We start from the raw sequence: 15,992 nt of genomic DNA, 5'->3' as shown, positions 1-15,992 counted from the left end.
AAAGAAGAAACACGCCCATGAAACTCCAGCCCCGCACCTTCCTGCTCGCCGCCGTCTGCGCGGCCTTCCTCGGCAGCGCTTCCGCTGCCCCTGATGCCCGCATCGCCGCACTGGCCGCCAAGGAAAAGCCCGCCCTGCTCGAGACGCTGAAGGAGCTGGTCTCCATCGAGTCGGGCAGCCGCGACATCGAAGGCCTCGAGAAAATCTCCGACCTCATCGCCGCGAAGTTCAAGGCGCTGGGCGGCGAGGTCGAGCTGATCGACCCGAGCGCCGACGCCTACCGCATGGAAGACACGCCCGAAAAAATCGGCCGCGTGGTGCGCGCCACCTTCAAGGGCACGGGCACGAAGAAGATCATGCTCATCGCGCACATGGACACGGTCTACACCGTGGGCATGCTCAACAAGCAGCCGTTCCGCGTCGACGGCGACAAGGCCTACGGCCTGGGCATTGCCGACGACAAGCAGGGCGTGGCCGTCATCACGCACCTGGTGTCGATGCTGCAGGCGCTGAAGTTCAAGGACTACGGCACGCTCACCGTGCTGATCAACGGCGACGAGGAAATCAGCTCGCCGGGTTCGCGCGCCTTGCTCACCAAGCTGGGCGGCGAGCACGACGCCGTGCTGTCGTTCGAGGGCGCCTCCATCAAGGACGACAAGCTCTCGCTGGCCACCGCGGGCATCGCCTCGGTCACGCTGAACGTGGCGGGCAAGGCCTCGCACGCGGGCTCTGCGCCCGAGCTCGGCGTGAACGCGCTGTACGAGCTGTCGCACCAGATCCTGCAGATGCGCGACCTGTCCGACCCGTCCACGGGCCTGAAGATGAACTGGACCATCTCCAAGTCGGGCACCAACCGCAACGTGATTCCGGCCAGCGCCACCGCGGGCGCCGACGTGCGCGTGCTCAAGGTGGCCGACTACGACCGCATCGAGCAGCAGGTGAACGAGCGCGTGAAGAAGCAGCTGGTGCCTGACGCCAAGGTCGAGCTGAAGTTCGAACGCCGCCGTCCGCCGCTCGAGGCCACCGACGCGTCGCGCGCGCTGGCCAAGCACGCGCAGGCCATCTACAAGGACGAGCTGGGCCGCCCGCTGGGCGCCGACGACAAGGCCGCCGGTGGTGGCACCGACGCGGCGTTTGCTTCGCTCAAGACCAAGGCGCCGGTCATCGAGCGCTTCGGTTTGCAAGGCTTCGGCGCGCACACGGCCGACGCGGAGTACGTGCTGATCGACTCCATCGAGCCGCGTCTCTATCTGGGCGTGCGCATGGTGATGGACATCGCCACCGGCAAGACCACCGTTCGCTGACCGCCACCGACCGCTGTCGGCCATGCGGCTGCGCCACATCGAGGTCTTCAACGCGATCATGCTCGCGGGCAGTGTGAGCGCGGCCGCGCGGCTGATCAACATCACGCAGCCGGCCGTGAGCCGCACGCTGCAGCATGCCGAGCTGCAGCTGGGTTTTCCGCTGTTCCAGCGCGCCAAGGGGCGGCTCACGCCGACCACCGAGGCGCTCACGCTGTACCCGCACATCGAGCGGCTGTTCGCGCAGCTCGACGAGGTGCAGCGGCTGGCGGCGAACCTGCGCGCGGGCAACGACACGGGCGAGCTGCGCATCCTCAGCGTGCTCGCGCTGAGCTACGAAATCCTGCCGCGCGCGCTCAAGGCCTTCCGCGAGATGCACCCGGGCTACGCGATCACGGTCGAGTCGCTGCACTCGCCGCAGATCATGTCGGCGCTGCTGCTGCAGGAGGCCGATGTGGGCTTCGCCTTCAGCCCCGCGGTGCATCCCTCGCTCACGCAGGAGACGCTGGCCGACAGCCGCATGGTGTGCGTCGCGCCCAAGGGCATGCTGCCGCGCGCGCTGGTGCGCAACGGCTCGGTGGCGCTGCACGACCTCATCGACCGCCCGGTGATCGGCCTCGACGGCCGCGACCCGGTCGGCACCAGCCTGAGCCAGGCCTGCCGGCAGGCGGGCGTGGGCTTCCAGCAGGCCGTGGTCACGGTGCAGACCTACCACGCCGCGCTGGCCATGGCGCACCACGGGCTGGGCGTGGCGCTGGTCGACGGCTGCACGGCGCGCTCGGCCGACCGCGCCAAGGTCGACGTGCTGACGCTGGAGCCGCACATTCCGGTGCCGGTGCGCGCGCTGCGTTTCGCGGGCCGGCCCGATTCGGTGGCGGTGCGCGGCATCACGCGCTGCATGCGCGAAGCGATCGAGCAGACCGCCTGAGAAAGATGCGGGGCATTCGCCTCGCGCCATAATCCGCGCCCATGCACGCCCTTCGAACCTTCTGCGCAATGCACCGCCTGGTGCTGGCGTGGTTCATGGCGTCACTGCTGGTCGCGGGCGCATCGCCGCTCGTGAGCCCGCAGGCGATGGAACTCGTGTGTTCCGCCGCGGGCACCGTCAAGCTCATCGTGCAGGGCGACGACGGCGCCACCGAAGTCGGCATGGCAGCCATGGACTGCCCGCTGTGCATGGTCTCCGGGCCGCCGCCCGCCACCGTGCAGGTGACGCTGCCCACGCCGCTGCCGCTGGGCCGCGCGCTGCAATCGATTCCCGCTGCCCGCCTCGCGGCAGCCACGGCCTCGCCGCTGCCGGCGCGCGGGCCGCCCACGCATCTCTCCTGAGCTTCGTCGTTCCTGCACCTGACGCCGCCTGAACGGGCCGCGCGGTGCGTTCCCGGTCGTTGTGCGGCCGGCGCTGCGCTCCATTTGTTTTCGCCAGCGTCGTCGCAAGAGAGATGCCATGCCCACCCTTTCCCGTGCCCCCGCTTTGGGGCTGCTCGCCTTGTTCGGCGCCGTCAGCGCGCCTGTCCAAGCCCAGACCACCGTGTCTTCGCTGCCTTTGATCGAAGTGGCCGACGACGCCCCGCGCCCCAACGGCCGGCTCGACCTCGACACGCCCGCCGACACCGCGAGCCGCCTGGGCCTCACCCCGCGCGAGACGCCCGCCTCCGTCACGGTGGTGAACCGCGCGGTGCTCGATGCGCGCGGCGCGCAGAACACGCAGGAGGCGCTGCGCGCCGTGCCCGGCGTGACCGCGCACGACGCGCCCGGCAACGTCGGCGTGAGCTACCGGGGCTTCGGCAGCGGCTCGATCGCGCAGCTGTTCAACGGCATCAACCTGCAGTACTCGATCGCGGCACGCCCGGTCGACAGTTGGATCTACGACCGCGTCGAAGCCATCGGCGGCCCGTCGAGCTTCCTGTTCGGCTCGGGTGCGCTGGGCGGCTCGATCAACTACATCACCAAGGCGCCCGAGCGCAGCGACTTCGCCGAAGCACAGCTGCGCCTGGGCACGCAGAACCTGAAAGAGGCCTCCTTTGGCCTGAACCGCCGCATCGCCGGCGACGGCGGCGCGGGCAGCCACTACGCGCGCATCGACGTGAACCACCGCGACGCCCACGGCTGGACCGACGGCACCAAGAGCCAATCGACGCAGCTCGCGGCCTCGCTGCTGTCGGACTTCGGCGGCGGCCTGAAGCACACGCTGGCCTACGAATACCAGGACGAAGACGTCACGCGGCCCTACTGGGGCACGCCGGTGCTGAACCCCGCGGGCGGCGAGATGCGCATCGACCGCGGCACGCGCTTCAAGAACTACAACAGCGCCGACGGCCTCTACGCGCAGCGCGTGCAGTGGCTGCGCTCGGTCACCGAATGGCAGGCCAGCGACGCGCTGCAGTTCAAGAACACCTTCTATGCCTACAACGCGCTGCGCGACTACCGCAACGTCGAGAACTACCGCTACAACGCGCGCAACACGGCCGTCATCCGCTCGGGCGCCTTGCTGCAGCGGCACGACCAGGACGTGTGGGGCAACCGCGTCGAGGGCCTCTACAAGGGGCAGCTCGGCGGGCTCAAGAGCGACTGGTCCTTCGGGCTGGACTTCAGCGTGAACCGGCAGACGCGCTTTCCCAACAGCCTGCCCGGCACCGTGAGCACGGTGAACCCGTACGTCTTTGCCACCGAGCGCTTCTTCGACGTGCCGGGCATGACGCCGGGCTTTCGGCCCGACCGCGACAACAAGGTGCGGACCACCGCGCTGTATCTGGAGAACCGCACCGCGCTGCAGCCGTCGCTGCACCTCGTGACGGCGCTGCGCCACGAGCGCATCGACCTCGACCTGGTCAACCGCCGCACCGTGGACGCGGCGAACCCGGCCACCTTCCATCGTGGCTACCGGCCCACCACCGGCCGCATCGGCCTGGTGTGGGACTTTGCGCCCGGCGCCAACCTGTACGCGCAGTACGCCACGGCGGCCGATCCGCCGTCGGGCGTGCTCTCGACCGCCTCGTTCGCCGACGTGCGCAACAACAGCGAGCTCACCACCGGCCGGCAGGTCGAGGTCGGCACCAAGCTCGACTTCTGGCAGGGCAAGGGCACGGCCACGCTTGCGGCCTACAGCATCCGCCGCACCAACATCGCGACGCAGGACCCGGCCAACAGCGCGCTCACGGTGCTGGTTGGCGAGCAGTCGTCCAAGGGCGTGGAGCTGGCGCTCGGGCTGCAGCCCTCGCCGCAGTGGTCGCTGCAGGGCAACCTCACGTATGTCGATGCGCGCTACGAGCAGTTCCGCCAGGGCGGCGTGTCGCTCGCGGGCCGCACGCCGACCAACACGCCGGCGGTGGTCGCGAACCTCTGGGTGTCGTACGCCATCACGCCGCGCCTGCAGGCCACGGCGGGCGTGCGGCATGTGGGCAAGGTGTACGCCGATGCGGCCAACACGATGCACTGGCCCGGCTACACGCTGCTCGACCTCGGGCTGAGCTGGCAGGTGAACCGCAACGTCACGCTGGTGGGGCGCGTGCGCAACGCGACCGACCGCGTGTATGCCGCGAACGTCGGCGCCGGCTTCGCCTACCTCGGCGCGCCGCGCACGGCCGATGTGTCGGTGCGCGTGAGCTTCTGAACCGAAGGAGCGCTGCCATGCATGCCAAACGCTGGTTGTTCCTGGTCCACCGCTGGCTCGGCGTGGTCGTCTGCGCCTTCTTCGCGATGTGGTTCGTTTCGGGCGTGGTGATGATGTACGTGGGCTACCCCAAGCTCACCGAGGCCGAGCGCCTGCAGCACCTGCCGCCGCTCGATGCGTCGGCTCCCTTGCTGGGGCCGCGGCAGGCGCTCGATGCGGCCGGTATCGCGGGGCCGCTGCAGGACCTGCGGCTGGCCGTGGCCAGCGGCGGGCAGGCGGTGTACCTCGCGGTGCCGGCGAGCGCGGCCGAACCCGGTGCGCGCCGATCGCCGCCCGGGCGCGGCGTGGTCGTCGTCGATGCGCACACCGGCGCCGTGCTGCGCCAGGTCGACCGCGCCCGCGCACTCGTGAGCGCGCAGGCCTATGGGGGCGAGGCCGTGGTGCTCCAGTACCGGGGCACGATCGACGAAGACGCCTTCACCCATTCGCGCGGGCTCGACGCGCACCGCCCGCTGCATGTGGTCGACCTGGCCGATGCGCAGGCCACGCGGCTGTACATCTCGGGCCGCACCGGCGAGGTGGTGCGCGACGCGCCGCGCGCCGAGCGGCTGTGGAACTACGCCGGCGCGTGGATTCACTGGCTGTACCCGCTGCGCGGCACGGGCCTGGACCGCTACTGGGCCGACATCGTCAACTGGCTGTCGATCGTCGGCATCGCCGTCACGCTCACGGGCACGGTGGTGGGCGTGATGCGCTGGCGCTTCCGGCGCACCTACAAGAGCGGCTCGCACTCGCCGTACCAGGGCTTCATGATGCGCTGGCATCACATCAGCGGGCTGCTGTTCGCGCTCGTCACGCTGACGTGGATCTTCAGCGGGCTGATGTCGATGAATCCCTGGCGCGTGTTCGACAGCGGCGCGCCGGCATTGCGCATGGCGGCGATGCAGGGCGGGCCGCTCGTGGTGGGCGCTGGCGATGCGGCGCCCGCTGCATTGCTGGCTTCCACGCGCGGCGATGTCCGCGAACTGCGCTGGGTGCGCGCGGCGGGGCAGACGCTGGTGCTGGCCAACACCGCCGGCGGCCGGCCGCTGGTGCGCGACGCGGCCAGCGCGCAGCCGCATCAGATCGACCCTGCGGCGCTGCGAACCGCCGTCGCGCAGCTGCTGCCCGACCCGGTCGCGCGCATCGATGTGCTCACCGCCTACGACAGCCATTACTACACGCGCGAGCCGCACACCATGACCGGCGGCAGCGAGAAGCCGTTGCCCGTCTGGCGCGTGGTGTTCGCCGACGCGCACGCCACCTGGGTCCACGTCGATCCGCAGACCGGCGCCGTGCTCGGTCGCAGCGACAGCGCGCGCCGGTGGAGCCGCTGGCTGTTCGCGATGCTGCACAGCTGGGACTGGCTGCCGCTGCTCGCGCACCGCCCGCTGTGGGACGTGCTGCTGGTCGCGCTCAGCGCGGGCGGTGCGCTGCTGAGCCTGACCGGCGTGGTGATCGGCTGGCGGCGCCTGGGCCGCAAGCTCAAGAGTGTGACGGGGTCGCGTCCAGCGCCTGCGCGATCCGCTGCGCCGAGCCGAAGGCCAGCGTGAAGCCCAGCGCGCCGTGGCCGGTGTTGAACAGCATGTTCGACGGCGCGTGCGGCAGCCGCCCGATGATCGGCAGGCCCTTCGGCGTGGCGGGGCGCATGCCGGTCCAGGGGTGCAGTTCGGCCAGCCGGCTGGCGCGCGGGAACACGGCGCGCGTGGCGTCGGCCAGCGTCTCGATGCGCGTGGCCGGAATGCTCGCGTCGTGCCCCACGAGCTCGGCCATGCCCGCCACGCGCAGGCGCGAGCCGATGCGCGCGAAGACGACCTTGCGCGCGCTGTCGGTCACGTTCACGCGGGGTGCCGCGCCGGGCGCGGGGTCGACGTCGACCGTGATGCTGTATCCCTTGAGCGGATACACCGGCAGGTAGGCGCCGAGCGCGCGACCGAGCTTGTGCGAGGCCGAGCCCAGCGCCATCACGAAGGCATCGGCTTCGATGTCGCCCTCGCTGGTCTGCACTGCCGCCAAGCGACCTTCGCTGCGCGCAAAGCCGTGCACGTCGGCACCGAGCATGAAGCGCACGCCGCGCGCGCTCAGTGCGCGCATCAGCTCGGCGCACACCTTGAGGCAGTCGGCCGCGCACTCGCTCGGCGTGTGGACCGCACCCGCCATCTGGCCGCGGTAGTCCGCGAGCGCGGGCTCGATGGCCACGCACTCGTCGGGCGTCACGATGCGCTGCTCGCTGCCCAGGGTGCGCTGCAGTTCGACCTGTGCGCTCGCCCCTTCGAGTGACGCCGCGCTCGCATAGAGCACCAGCTTGCCGGTGGCGGAGAAGTCGCAGTCGGGCGCGATGTCGGCCTGCATGGCCTCGAAGCCCGTGCGGCTTGCGGCCGCCAGCGCGAGCAACTGCGCGGTGGTGTCGCGCGAGGTCGCGGCGTTGCACGCGGCCAGGAAGGCCAGGCCCCAGCGCCATTGCAGCGGGTCGAGCTGCGGGCGCAGCTTCAGCGGCGAGGTGGGGGAGAACAGCAGCTTGGGCAGCTGCGTCCAGATCGACGGATCGGCCAGCGGCTGCACGTACGAGTAGCTCAGCTGCGCGCCGTTGCCGCCGCTGGCGCCCGCGCCGGGCGCCGCGCGGTCGATCACCGTGACCTGGTGGCCCTGGCGCTCGAGTTGCCAGGCGGTCGCCAGGCCCACGATGCCGGCGCCGAGCACGCACACATGCATGGAGGCAACTTTCCGGAAGTGAAGAAGAAAGGGAACAGAAGAGACAGCGTGCGACTGTAGAGGCCCCTCGCTTGGCCCGGAAATGCCAAAAGAACCCAGCCCATAACCTTTGGGCATGACCCCGGGGTTAATTGGAATTGTCCCGATGTGTCACTCCTTCTTACACTGGCTGTCTGTTCAATCCAACCGATGAAGGCTCGAATGAAACTCTCCGTTTTGATGGCGTCCCTGGCTGCCGCGGTCCTCTTCACTGCACCGGCCGCGCAGGCTGCCGACACGCTCGCCAAGATCGCCGAGTCCGGCAAGATCTCGCTCGCCTACCGCGAGTCGTCGGTGCCCTTCAGCTACCTGGACGGCCCCAACAAGCCGATCGGGTTCTCGGTGGAACTCTCCAACGCCGTGGTCGAGGCGGTGAAGAAGAAGTTGAACAAGCCCAACCTGCAGGTCTCGCTGATGGCGGTCACTTCGCAGAACCGCATCCCGCTGATCACCAACGGCACCATCGACCTGGAGTGCGGCTCCACCACCAACAACACCGCGCGCGGCAAGGACGTGGCCTTTGCGGTGAACCACTTCTACACGGGCACGCGCCTGCTGACGAAGAAGTCTTCCAAGATCAAGGACTACGCCGACCTGGCCAAGAAGACCGTGGCCAGCACCACCGGCACCACCAACGCGCTGGTCATGCGCAAGTACAACACCGAGAAGAACCTCGACATGAACATCGTGCTCGGCAAGGACCACGCCGACGCGTTCCTGCTGGTCGAGAGCGACCGCGCCGTGGCCTTCGCCATGGACGACATCCTGCTGTTCGGCCTCATCGCCAACTCGAAGAACCCGGCCGACTACGAAGTGGTGGGCGAGTCGTTGCAGGTCGAGCCCTACGCCTGCATGCTGCCCAAGGACGACCCGGCCTTCAAGAAGCTGGTGGACGACACCTTCACCGCCATGATGAAGAGCGGCGAGTTCGAGAAGCTCTACACCAAGTGGTTCATGCAGCCGATCCCGCCGAAGAACGTGCCGCTGAACCTGCCGATGAGCGACCAGCTGAAGGAAAACCTGAAAGCTTTCAGCGACAAACCAGCGACCTGATCGCACAGAGAGAGCGAAAGAGAAAAGACATGGTCGCAGCCACACAGGTCGTCGGCATCCTCGGGGGCATGGGCCCCGCGGCGGGCGCCGACTTCGTCCGGCTCTTCGTGCAGGCCTGCGCGCAGCAGATGCGTGCGCGCGGCGAGCCGGTGCGCGACCAGTCCTTTCCCGAACACTGGCTGGCGCAGGTGCCGGTGCCCGACCGCACCGGCGCGCTGGCCTCCGACGCGCAGGGCGCGCACCAGCCGCTCGAACCGATGCTGCAGGCGCTGGGCCGGCTGGCCGCGCTGGGCAGCCGCGCCGTGGCCATCGCCTGCAACACGGCGCATGCGTGGCACGCCAACCTGCAGGAGCGCTTTCCGCAGGTCGAACTGCTGCACATGGCGCGCGAGACCGCGCAGCACCTGGCCGCGCAGGGCGCGAGCGAGGTGGCGCTGATGGCCACCGAAGGCACCTACCGCGTGCGGCTGTACGAGCAGGCGCTGGCCGAGGCCGGCCTGGGCTGCCATGTGCCGTCGGCCGACGAGCGCCAGACGATCATGCGCGGCATCTTCGACGGCGTGAAGGCCGGCAACCTGCCGCTGGCCGAACGCTGCTTTTCCGAGGTCGCGCTGCGGCTGGCCGAGCGGCCCGGCCCGGTCACGATCATCATGGGTTGCACCGAGGTGCCGCTGGGCCTGCAGGGCTCGGCCGCGGTGGCGGGGCTGCGCCTCGTCGATCCGGCGCAGGTGCTGGCCGAGGCGCTGGCACGGCGGGCCTACGGCACCTAGTCGCAGCCCGAAGCGACCCGGCTGCTTTACGGTCCGGTCACACGGCCCGGCCCGATTTCGCCTACATTGCGGCGTGCGTTTTTCTACGCCACACCCCCTTGTCAGACGATTCAACCGGAGCCCTTGCATGACCTCCTTCGACGACAACCGTTCCGAATTCGATTCGCTGCGCCCCGGCGACAGCACCGAGCAGGGGGCCACGCGCCGCACCGCGCTCAAGGCCGCCCTCGGTGTCGGCTACGCCGCCGCCGTGCTGCCGGTGGCCGCGCAGACGGCCATCACCACACCGGCCGACGGCCTGAAGGCCGGCCCCATCAAGTACACCGTCAACGGCTTCGGGGTGCCTGCCTATGCCGCGGCGCCGGCCGGCAAGACGGGGCTGCCCGTGGTGCTGGTGATCCAGGAGATCTTCGGCGTGCACGAGTACATCGCCGACACCTGCCGCCGCTTCGCCGAGCTGGGCTACCTGGCCATCGCGCCCGAGCTGTATGCGCGCCAGGGCGATCCGCGCGGCTACACCGACATTCCCAAGCTGCAGGCCGACATCGTCACCAAGGTGCCCGACGCGCAGGTCATGGCCGACCTCGACGGCGCGCTGGCCTGGGCCAAGGCCAACGGCGGCGACACGAGCAAGGCCGGCATCACCGGCTTCTGCTGGGGCGGGCGCATCGTGTGGCTGTATGCGGCCACCGGCAAGGTCAAGGCCGGCGTGGCCTGGTACGGCCGGCTGGTCGGGCAGGCCAGCGAACTGCAGCCGAAACACCCCGTCGACATCGCCGCCAGCCTGCAGGCGCCGGTGCTCGGCCTGTACGGCGGAAAAGACCAGGGCATCCCCCTTGACACGGTTGATAAGATGAAAGCTGCTCTGGCCACTGGAACTGCAGCGGCCAAGGCATCGAGCTTCGTCGTGTACCCCGAAGCAGGCCACGCGTTCCACGCCGACTACCGCCCCAGCTACCTCAAGAGCGCCGCGGAAGACGGCTGGCAGCGTGCCACGGCCTGGTTCAAAGCCAATGGTGTCGCCTGACCGAAGACGGCGCCCGTAGCCACCCGCCGCCGAAGGCCGTCCGAAGTGACGGCCTTTCTCTTTTTATGAACGGAACAAGGCCGTACCGGCCGTCCCTCTTGCGCAAGCAGCTATGAATTTGATAGTAATTCTCGTGGCGACCCTGGTCGCCGGCATCGGAAGCGTCTGGCTCGCGGCCCTGCTGCTGCGCGTGGGCGTGCGCAGCGGTGGTGGCGGCGTGAACCCGCAGCACCTGCTGAGCCTGGCGGCCGGCGCGCTGCTGGCCACGGCCTTCATGCACCTGCTGCCCGAGGCCTTCGAAAGCCGCATCGAACCCGCGCTGCTGTTCGCGGTGCTGCTGTTCGGGCTGGTGTTCTTCTTTTTGCTCGACAAGGCCGAGCTGTGGCACCACGGGCACGAGCACCACCATGGCGATGCCGCACCGGCGAAAGAGGGCGCGCACGACCACCACGGCCATGATCATCACGACCATTCGCACGCTCATCATCACCACGCACCCCCGACGGGCGGCGGCGGCTGGGCCGTGCTCACCGGCGACAGCGTGCATTGCTTCGGCGACGGCATCCTGATCGCCTCGGCCTTCGTCGCCGACATCCGCCTGGGCCTCGTGGCCGCGCTGGCCGTGCTCGCGCACGAAGTGCCGCACCACATCGGCGACCTCGTCGTGCTGCGCCAGAGCTCGGCCAATTCGCGCGCGGCGCTGGTGAAGGTGTCGCTTGCGGGCACGATGACCATGCTCGGCGGCATCGCGGGCTGGTGGCTGGTCGACCAGCTGCATGGCTGGCTGCCGTACTTCCTGGTGCTGGCGGGCAGCAGCTTCGTCTACGTGGCGCTGGCCGACCTGATTCCGCAGCTGCAAAAGCGCCTGCCCGCGCGCCAGACCGCGGCGCAGATCGCGTGGCTCGCGGCGGGCATCCTGCTGGTCACGCTCGTGAGCCGGCTCGCGCACGGCGAGCATGGCCATGAGCACGGCCACGACGAAGGACACGGCGAGCACGGCCACGTCCACAAGGACTGACGACGGCACGCGCCTGCAGCCTGCGGTGACGGGAAACTTTCCGACACCGACGTCAGCCCGTCGATCCACCGCAAGGGGCAAAACAGGCGCACCATAGAGGGCCGTTTACTCATCTGCCGAGGAATTCGATCATGACGCCCCAAGCCGATGCCACCGCGCGCTCCGCCTCGTCGTCCGAAGACGACGATGACGACAGCACGCCTGCCGACGACTTCGACGAACTCGAAGCCGATGCGTCCGACGACCTGTCGGACGAAACGGGCATCGACCTCACCGATGCCAGCGAGCTCGATGCCGACAACGTGCCGGCCGACGAAGAGTTCGACCGCGTGATGAACGCGCCGGACTGATTCGCCTGACCCAGCCCGGTCAGGCCGGTTCAGGCCAGCGCGCCTGTGCCGGGCGCACCGACTCGTAGAAGCGCGCCATCTGCAGCACGCCCAGGTCGTCGAAGCGGCGTCCCGCGATCTGCAGGCCGATCGGCAGGCCATTTCTCGCATGGCCGCAGTTGATCGACGCGGCCGGTTGTTCCGACTGGTTGAACACCGACGTGAAGTGCGAGTCTTTCAGCAGGTTTTCCGAGCCGCTGTTGATGGCGTCCGCCGCGAAGGGCAGCACCGGCGACACCGGCGACAGCACGTAGTCGAAGGGCTGCGTGGCCGCCACGGTGGCCGCGCGCAGCGCCTGCATGCGCGTGAAGGCGCGGAAGGTGTCTTCGGGCGTGAGCGAGGCGGCGAACTCCGCCGCCTGGTGGATGTAGCTGGCCGCAAGCTTCGCGCGTTCGGGCGGCATCGCGGCCAGGTCGACGCGGCAGCGCATGGTGAAGAAGTGGGCCATGCCCATGCGCATGTCGAGCGTGGTCCAGTCGGCCAGCGGCTCGACGATGGCGCCGGCCTGCTCGAACAGGCGCGCCGCGGCCAGCACCGCCTCTTTGACTTCCGCATCGATCGGCCAGCCGCCCATGGTCTCGGTCCACAGGCCGATGCGCAGGCCCTTCACGTTGCGCTCGAGCCGCTGCCACGCGAAGTCGTTCGGCGGCAGGCTCATGTAGTCGCGCGCGTCGGGGCGCGTCACCACCTGCATGAGCAACGCGGCGTCGGCCACGGTGCGCGTCATCGGGCCGATCACGCGCGCCGCGGCGGGTGGGTCGACCGGGATGCGGCCGTGGCTGGGCTTGAGGCCGAACACGCCGCAGAAGCTGGCCGGAATGCGCACCGAGCCACCGATGTCGGTGCCCAGGTGCAGCGGGCCGTAGCCCGCGGCAGCGGCGGCGCCGGCGCCCGAGCTCGAGCCGCCGGTGTTGCGGCCCAGGTCCCACGGGTTGCGCGTGAGCGCGTGGAAGCTCGAGGGCGCCGCGCCGAGGAAGCCGAAGTCGGGCATCGTCGTCTTGGTCACGATCACCGCGCCGGCTTCGCGCAGGCGCGCGGCGGCGGGTGCGTCGGCTGCGGCGGGCGCCAGCACGGTGGCCGCGCTGCCGATCGGCGTGGGCGTGCCGCGCGTGGCGATGTTCTCTTTCAGCGTGACCGGCACGCCGTCGAGATCGCCCTGCGGCTTGCCCTGGGCCCAGCGCGCCTCGGAGGCGCGCGCCGAGGCCAGCGCGGCTTCGGCGTCCAGCCCGTAGGTGGCGTGGATGTGCGGCTCCCAGCGTTCGATGCGCGTGAGCACGGCCTGTGTGACCTCGACCGGCGACAAGGCGCGGTCACGGTAGCGTTCGAGCAACTGGAGGGCACTGAGTTCGTACAGGGGTGTGGTCATGTCTTCGTTTCTTCTTGGGGTGGTGGGATGAAGGTGGGTTGAAAGAGAGGAAGAGGACGGCGCTCAGCCGCCCCCGAACGCATAGCCCTGGCCCGGCGCCGCGGCCAGCAGCGTGCGCGTGTAGGCCTCGCGCGGCGACAGCAGCACGTCGTGCGCGCTGCCTTGCTCGACGATGCGGCCCTTGTGCATCACGATCAGGCGGTCGCAGATCTGGCTGGCCACGCGCAGGTCGTGGGTGATGAACAGGATGCCGATCGACAACCGCTGCTGGATCTCCGCGAGCAGCTTCAATATCTGGTCCTGCACCGACACGTCGAGCGCCGACACGGCCTCGTCGGCGATCAGCACGCGCGGCTCGCAGGCCAGCGCGCGCGCAATGCACAGCCGCTGGCGCTGGCCGCCCGAGAACTCGCTCGGATAGCGGTGCAGCACCTCGGGCTGCAGCCGCACCAGCGCCATCAGCTCCTCGGCGCGCTGCCAGGCCTTGGCGTGCGGCACGCCGAAATTCACCGGCCCCTCGACGATCGACTGGCCCACCGTGCGGCGCGGGTTGAGCGAGCGGTTCGGGTCCTGGAACACGACCTGCACCATGCGCCGGAACGCCGAGCGCTGCGCGCCGCGCGAGCCCTCGATGCCCGGCACGCGGATGTCGCCGTCGGTCGGCTCGATCAGCCGCGCGATGCAGCGCGCCACGGTCGACTTGCCCGAGCCCGATTCGCCCACGATGCCGACCGTTTCGCCCGCATGCAGCTTCAGCGACACGTCGGCCGCCGCATGCACCGTGCGGCGCTTGCCGGGCCAGCTGCCCGTGCGGTAGACCTTGCCCACGCCGCGCGCATCGAGCAGCGGCGCCTGGGCGTCGATGGGCGCGCGCAGCACCGGGGCCAGCCGCGGCACCGCGTCGAGCAGCATGCGCGTGTAGGCCTCCTTCGGTCGGCGCAGCACCTCGTCCTTCGGGCCGCTCTCGACCTGGCGGCCCAGCTGCAGCACCACCACCTGGTCGGCGATGTCGGCGACCACGCCGAAGTCGTGCGTGATGAACAGCACCGCGGTGCCGTTCTCTTGTTGCATCTCGCGGATGAGCGCGAGGATCTCGGCCTGCGTGGTCACGTCGAGCGCGGTGGTGGGCTCGTCGCAGATCAGCAGGGCCGGGCGCAGGATCAGCGCGATGGCGATCACGATGCGCTGGCGCTGCCCGCCCGAGAGCTGGTGCGGGTAGGCGTCGTAGATGCGCTGGGGCTCGGGCAGCCGCACGCGCTCGAAGATGGCCAGCACGCGCGCGCGGCGCGCGGCGGCGCCCAGCGTCGTGTGCTCGGCCAGGATCTCGTCGACCTGCGCGCCGCAGCGCATCACCGGGTTGAGCGCGGTCATCGGCTCCTGGAACACCATCGCCATGCGCGCGCCGCGCAGCGCGCGCAGCCGCGCCGGGCTGGCCGCGAGCACGTCCTCGCCCTGCACCTCGATGCGCCCGGCCGAGGGCCGCAGCGACGCGGGCAGCAGGCCCATCGCGGCCTGCGCGATGACCGACTTGCCGGAGCCCGACTCGCCCAGCAGGCACACGACCTGGCCGGGCATCACGTCGAACGAGATGCCGTGCACCGCGTGTGCGCGGTCGGCGCCGGCGGGCAGGTCGATGGCGAGGTCGCGCACCACGAGGCAGGGCGCGGCAGACGTTGTGGAAGGGGTGGATGTCATGCTCAGCCTCCGCGTGCCTTGAACTTGGGATCGAGCGCATCGCGCAGGCCGTCGCCGAGCATGTTCACGGCCAGCACCGTGAGCGCCAGGAAGAGGCCGGGCAGCAGCACGGTCGAGGGGTGCGAGGTGAAGTGCGTGCGGCCTTCGGACATGATGTTTCCCCAGGTCGGCACCTCGGACGGCAGGCCGATGCCCAGGAAGGACATCACGGCCTCCACCAGCATCGCCGCCGCGCAGATGAAGGTGCCCTGCACGATCAGCGGCGCCACCGTGTTGGGCAGGATGTGGCGCAGCATCAGCTTCCAGGTCGGCGTGTCGAGCGCGACGGCCGCCTCCACGTACGGCTCCTCGCGCACCGACAGCACCACCGAGCGCACCAGCCGCGCCACGCGCGGCGTCTCGGGCACCACGATGGCCAGGATCACCGTGAGCAGGCTGGGCCGCCACACGGCCACCAGCACGATCGCGAACAGGATGCCGGGGATGGCCATCATCCCGTCCATCACCCGCATGATCACGCCGTCCAGGCGCCGGAAGTAGCCCGCCACCATGCCCACCATGAGGCCGAACGCGACCGAGCCCAGCGCCACCGCCACGCCCACTGACAGCGAGATGCGCGCGCCGTAGGCCGTGCGACTCCACAGGTCGCGGCCCATGCTGTCGGTGCCCAGCGGGAAGAAGCGATCGAAGCTGTCGCCCGCCAGCGTGGTGAACTCGGCGCGTGCGCCGGGCGGCAGGTGCGAGTTCGCGGGGTCCATCGCGTTCGGGTCGATGGTGCCGAGCCAGGGCGCGGCCACCGCCAGCAGCAGCATCGCGGCCAGCAGGACGCCGCCGATGCGCACGCCGCCGTTGGCGAGCAGGCGGCGCAGCAGCGAGCGGGCCGGGGCCCGGGGTGCGGCGGGCGGAACCGCGGCAGAGGCAGGCGTATCGTCGCGCAGGGAGATCGAAGTCATGGCGGGGCTTTCGAAAA

The 15,992-nt window shown here is 70.0% G+C and carries 14 protein-coding genes; 10 read left to right on the top strand and 4 right to left on the bottom strand.

The genetic code is table 11. The features are described from left to right. Nucleotides 1-17 precede the first annotated feature (17 nt). The 5 genes from AC1RL8_RS17320 to AC1RL8_RS17300 all read left to right on the top strand — a co-directional run bounded on the left by AC1RL8_RS17320 (nucleotide 18) and on the right by AC1RL8_RS17300 (nucleotide 6,506). A complete protein-coding gene (locus AC1RL8_RS17320) occupies nucleotides 18-1,304 on the top strand; it encodes a M20/M25/M40 family metallo-hydrolase (RefSeq protein WP_492686066.1) in 1,287 nt (428 codons plus the stop codon). A 22-nt stretch (nucleotides 1,305-1,326) separates the two neighbouring features. Then, nucleotides 1,327-2,229, top strand: a complete 903-nt coding sequence (locus AC1RL8_RS17315; RefSeq protein WP_062468929.1) for a LysR family transcriptional regulator — start codon at nucleotides 1,327-1,329, stop codon at nucleotides 2,227-2,229. Between the two features lie 41 nt (nucleotides 2,230-2,270). Next, nucleotides 2,271-2,630: a hypothetical protein gene (locus AC1RL8_RS17310; protein WP_492686068.1), complete on the top strand. Its 360-nt coding sequence runs from the start codon at nucleotides 2,271-2,273 to the stop codon at nucleotides 2,628-2,630. Nucleotides 2,631-2,748: 118 nt separating this feature from the next. Further along, nucleotides 2,749-4,914: a TonB-dependent receptor gene (locus tag AC1RL8_RS17305; RefSeq protein ID WP_492686070.1), complete on the top strand. Its 2,166-nt coding sequence runs from the start codon at nucleotides 2,749-2,751 to the stop codon at nucleotides 4,912-4,914. Between the two features lie 17 nt (nucleotides 4,915-4,931). Further along, nucleotides 4,932-6,506 carry a PepSY domain-containing protein gene (locus AC1RL8_RS17300; RefSeq protein ID WP_492686071.1) on the top strand — a complete coding sequence of 525 codons (1,575 nt, stop codon included), beginning with the start codon at nucleotides 4,932-4,934 and terminating at the stop codon, nucleotides 6,504-6,506. Here the strand turns inward: AC1RL8_RS17300 and AC1RL8_RS17295 are convergent. Further along, nucleotides 6,439-7,665 carry a D-amino acid dehydrogenase gene (locus AC1RL8_RS17295; RefSeq protein ID WP_492686073.1) on the bottom strand — a complete coding sequence of 409 codons (1,227 nt, stop codon included), beginning with the start codon at nucleotides 7,663-7,665 and terminating at the stop codon, nucleotides 6,439-6,441. The two genes, AC1RL8_RS17300 and AC1RL8_RS17295, sit on opposite strands and share 68 nt — an antisense overlap. 201 nt (nucleotides 7,666-7,866) lie before the next feature. Here AC1RL8_RS17295 and AC1RL8_RS17290 point away from each other — a divergent pair, with 201 nt between their 5' ends. From AC1RL8_RS17290 to AC1RL8_RS17270, 5 genes are all read left to right on the top strand, one after another. Then, nucleotides 7,867-8,757, top strand: a complete 891-nt coding sequence (locus AC1RL8_RS17290; RefSeq protein ID WP_062468917.1) for a transporter substrate-binding domain-containing protein — start codon at nucleotides 7,867-7,869, stop codon at nucleotides 8,755-8,757. A gap of 29 nt (nucleotides 8,758-8,786) precedes the next feature. Beyond that, complete coding sequence (locus AC1RL8_RS17285) at nucleotides 8,787-9,527, top strand: aspartate/glutamate racemase family protein (RefSeq protein WP_492686075.1); 741 nt, start codon at nucleotides 8,787-8,789, stop codon at nucleotides 9,525-9,527. Nucleotides 9,528-9,654: 127 nt separating this feature from the next. Beyond that, on the top strand, nucleotides 9,655-10,554 hold the full coding sequence (locus tag AC1RL8_RS17280) for a dienelactone hydrolase family protein (RefSeq protein ID WP_492686076.1): 900 nt from the start codon (nucleotides 9,655-9,657) through the stop codon (nucleotides 10,552-10,554). 112 nt (nucleotides 10,555-10,666) lie between these two features. Next, the gene (locus AC1RL8_RS17275; RefSeq protein WP_139701903.1) at nucleotides 10,667-11,572 is read left to right on the top strand and encodes a ZIP family metal transporter; all 906 of its coding nucleotides are present in this window, start codon (nucleotides 10,667-10,669) and stop codon (nucleotides 11,570-11,572) included. A 131-nt stretch (nucleotides 11,573-11,703) separates the two neighbouring features. Continuing rightward, nucleotides 11,704-11,922, top strand: coding sequence for a hypothetical protein (locus AC1RL8_RS17270; protein WP_062468907.1), 219 nt, complete (start codon nucleotides 11,704-11,706; stop codon nucleotides 11,920-11,922). A 19-nt stretch (nucleotides 11,923-11,941) separates the two neighbouring features. On the opposite strand, the gene AC1RL8_RS17265 is transcribed toward AC1RL8_RS17270, so the two are convergent. The 3 genes from AC1RL8_RS17265 to AC1RL8_RS17255 all read right to left on the bottom strand — a co-directional run bounded on the left by AC1RL8_RS17265 (nucleotide 11,942) and on the right by AC1RL8_RS17255 (nucleotide 15,975). Then, nucleotides 11,942-13,327: an amidase gene (locus tag AC1RL8_RS17265; protein WP_492686078.1), complete on the bottom strand. Its 1,386-nt coding sequence runs from the start codon at nucleotides 13,325-13,327 to the stop codon at nucleotides 11,942-11,944. 63 nt (nucleotides 13,328-13,390) lie between these two features. Further along, nucleotides 13,391-15,022, bottom strand: coding sequence for a dipeptide ABC transporter ATP-binding protein (locus tag AC1RL8_RS17260; RefSeq protein WP_095744274.1), 1,632 nt, complete (start codon nucleotides 15,020-15,022; stop codon nucleotides 13,391-13,393). A gap of 2 nt (nucleotides 15,023-15,024) precedes the next feature. Then, on the bottom strand, nucleotides 15,025-15,975 hold the full coding sequence (locus tag AC1RL8_RS17255) for an ABC transporter permease (protein ID WP_492686080.1): 951 nt from the start codon (nucleotides 15,973-15,975) through the stop codon (nucleotides 15,025-15,027). Between the last annotated feature and the right edge of the window lie 17 nt (nucleotides 15,976-15,992).

It is taken from the genome of Variovorax sp. GW822-FHT04E09 (genome assembly GCF_058800845.1).
This window is presented reverse-complemented; position numbering and strand designations above follow the sequence as displayed.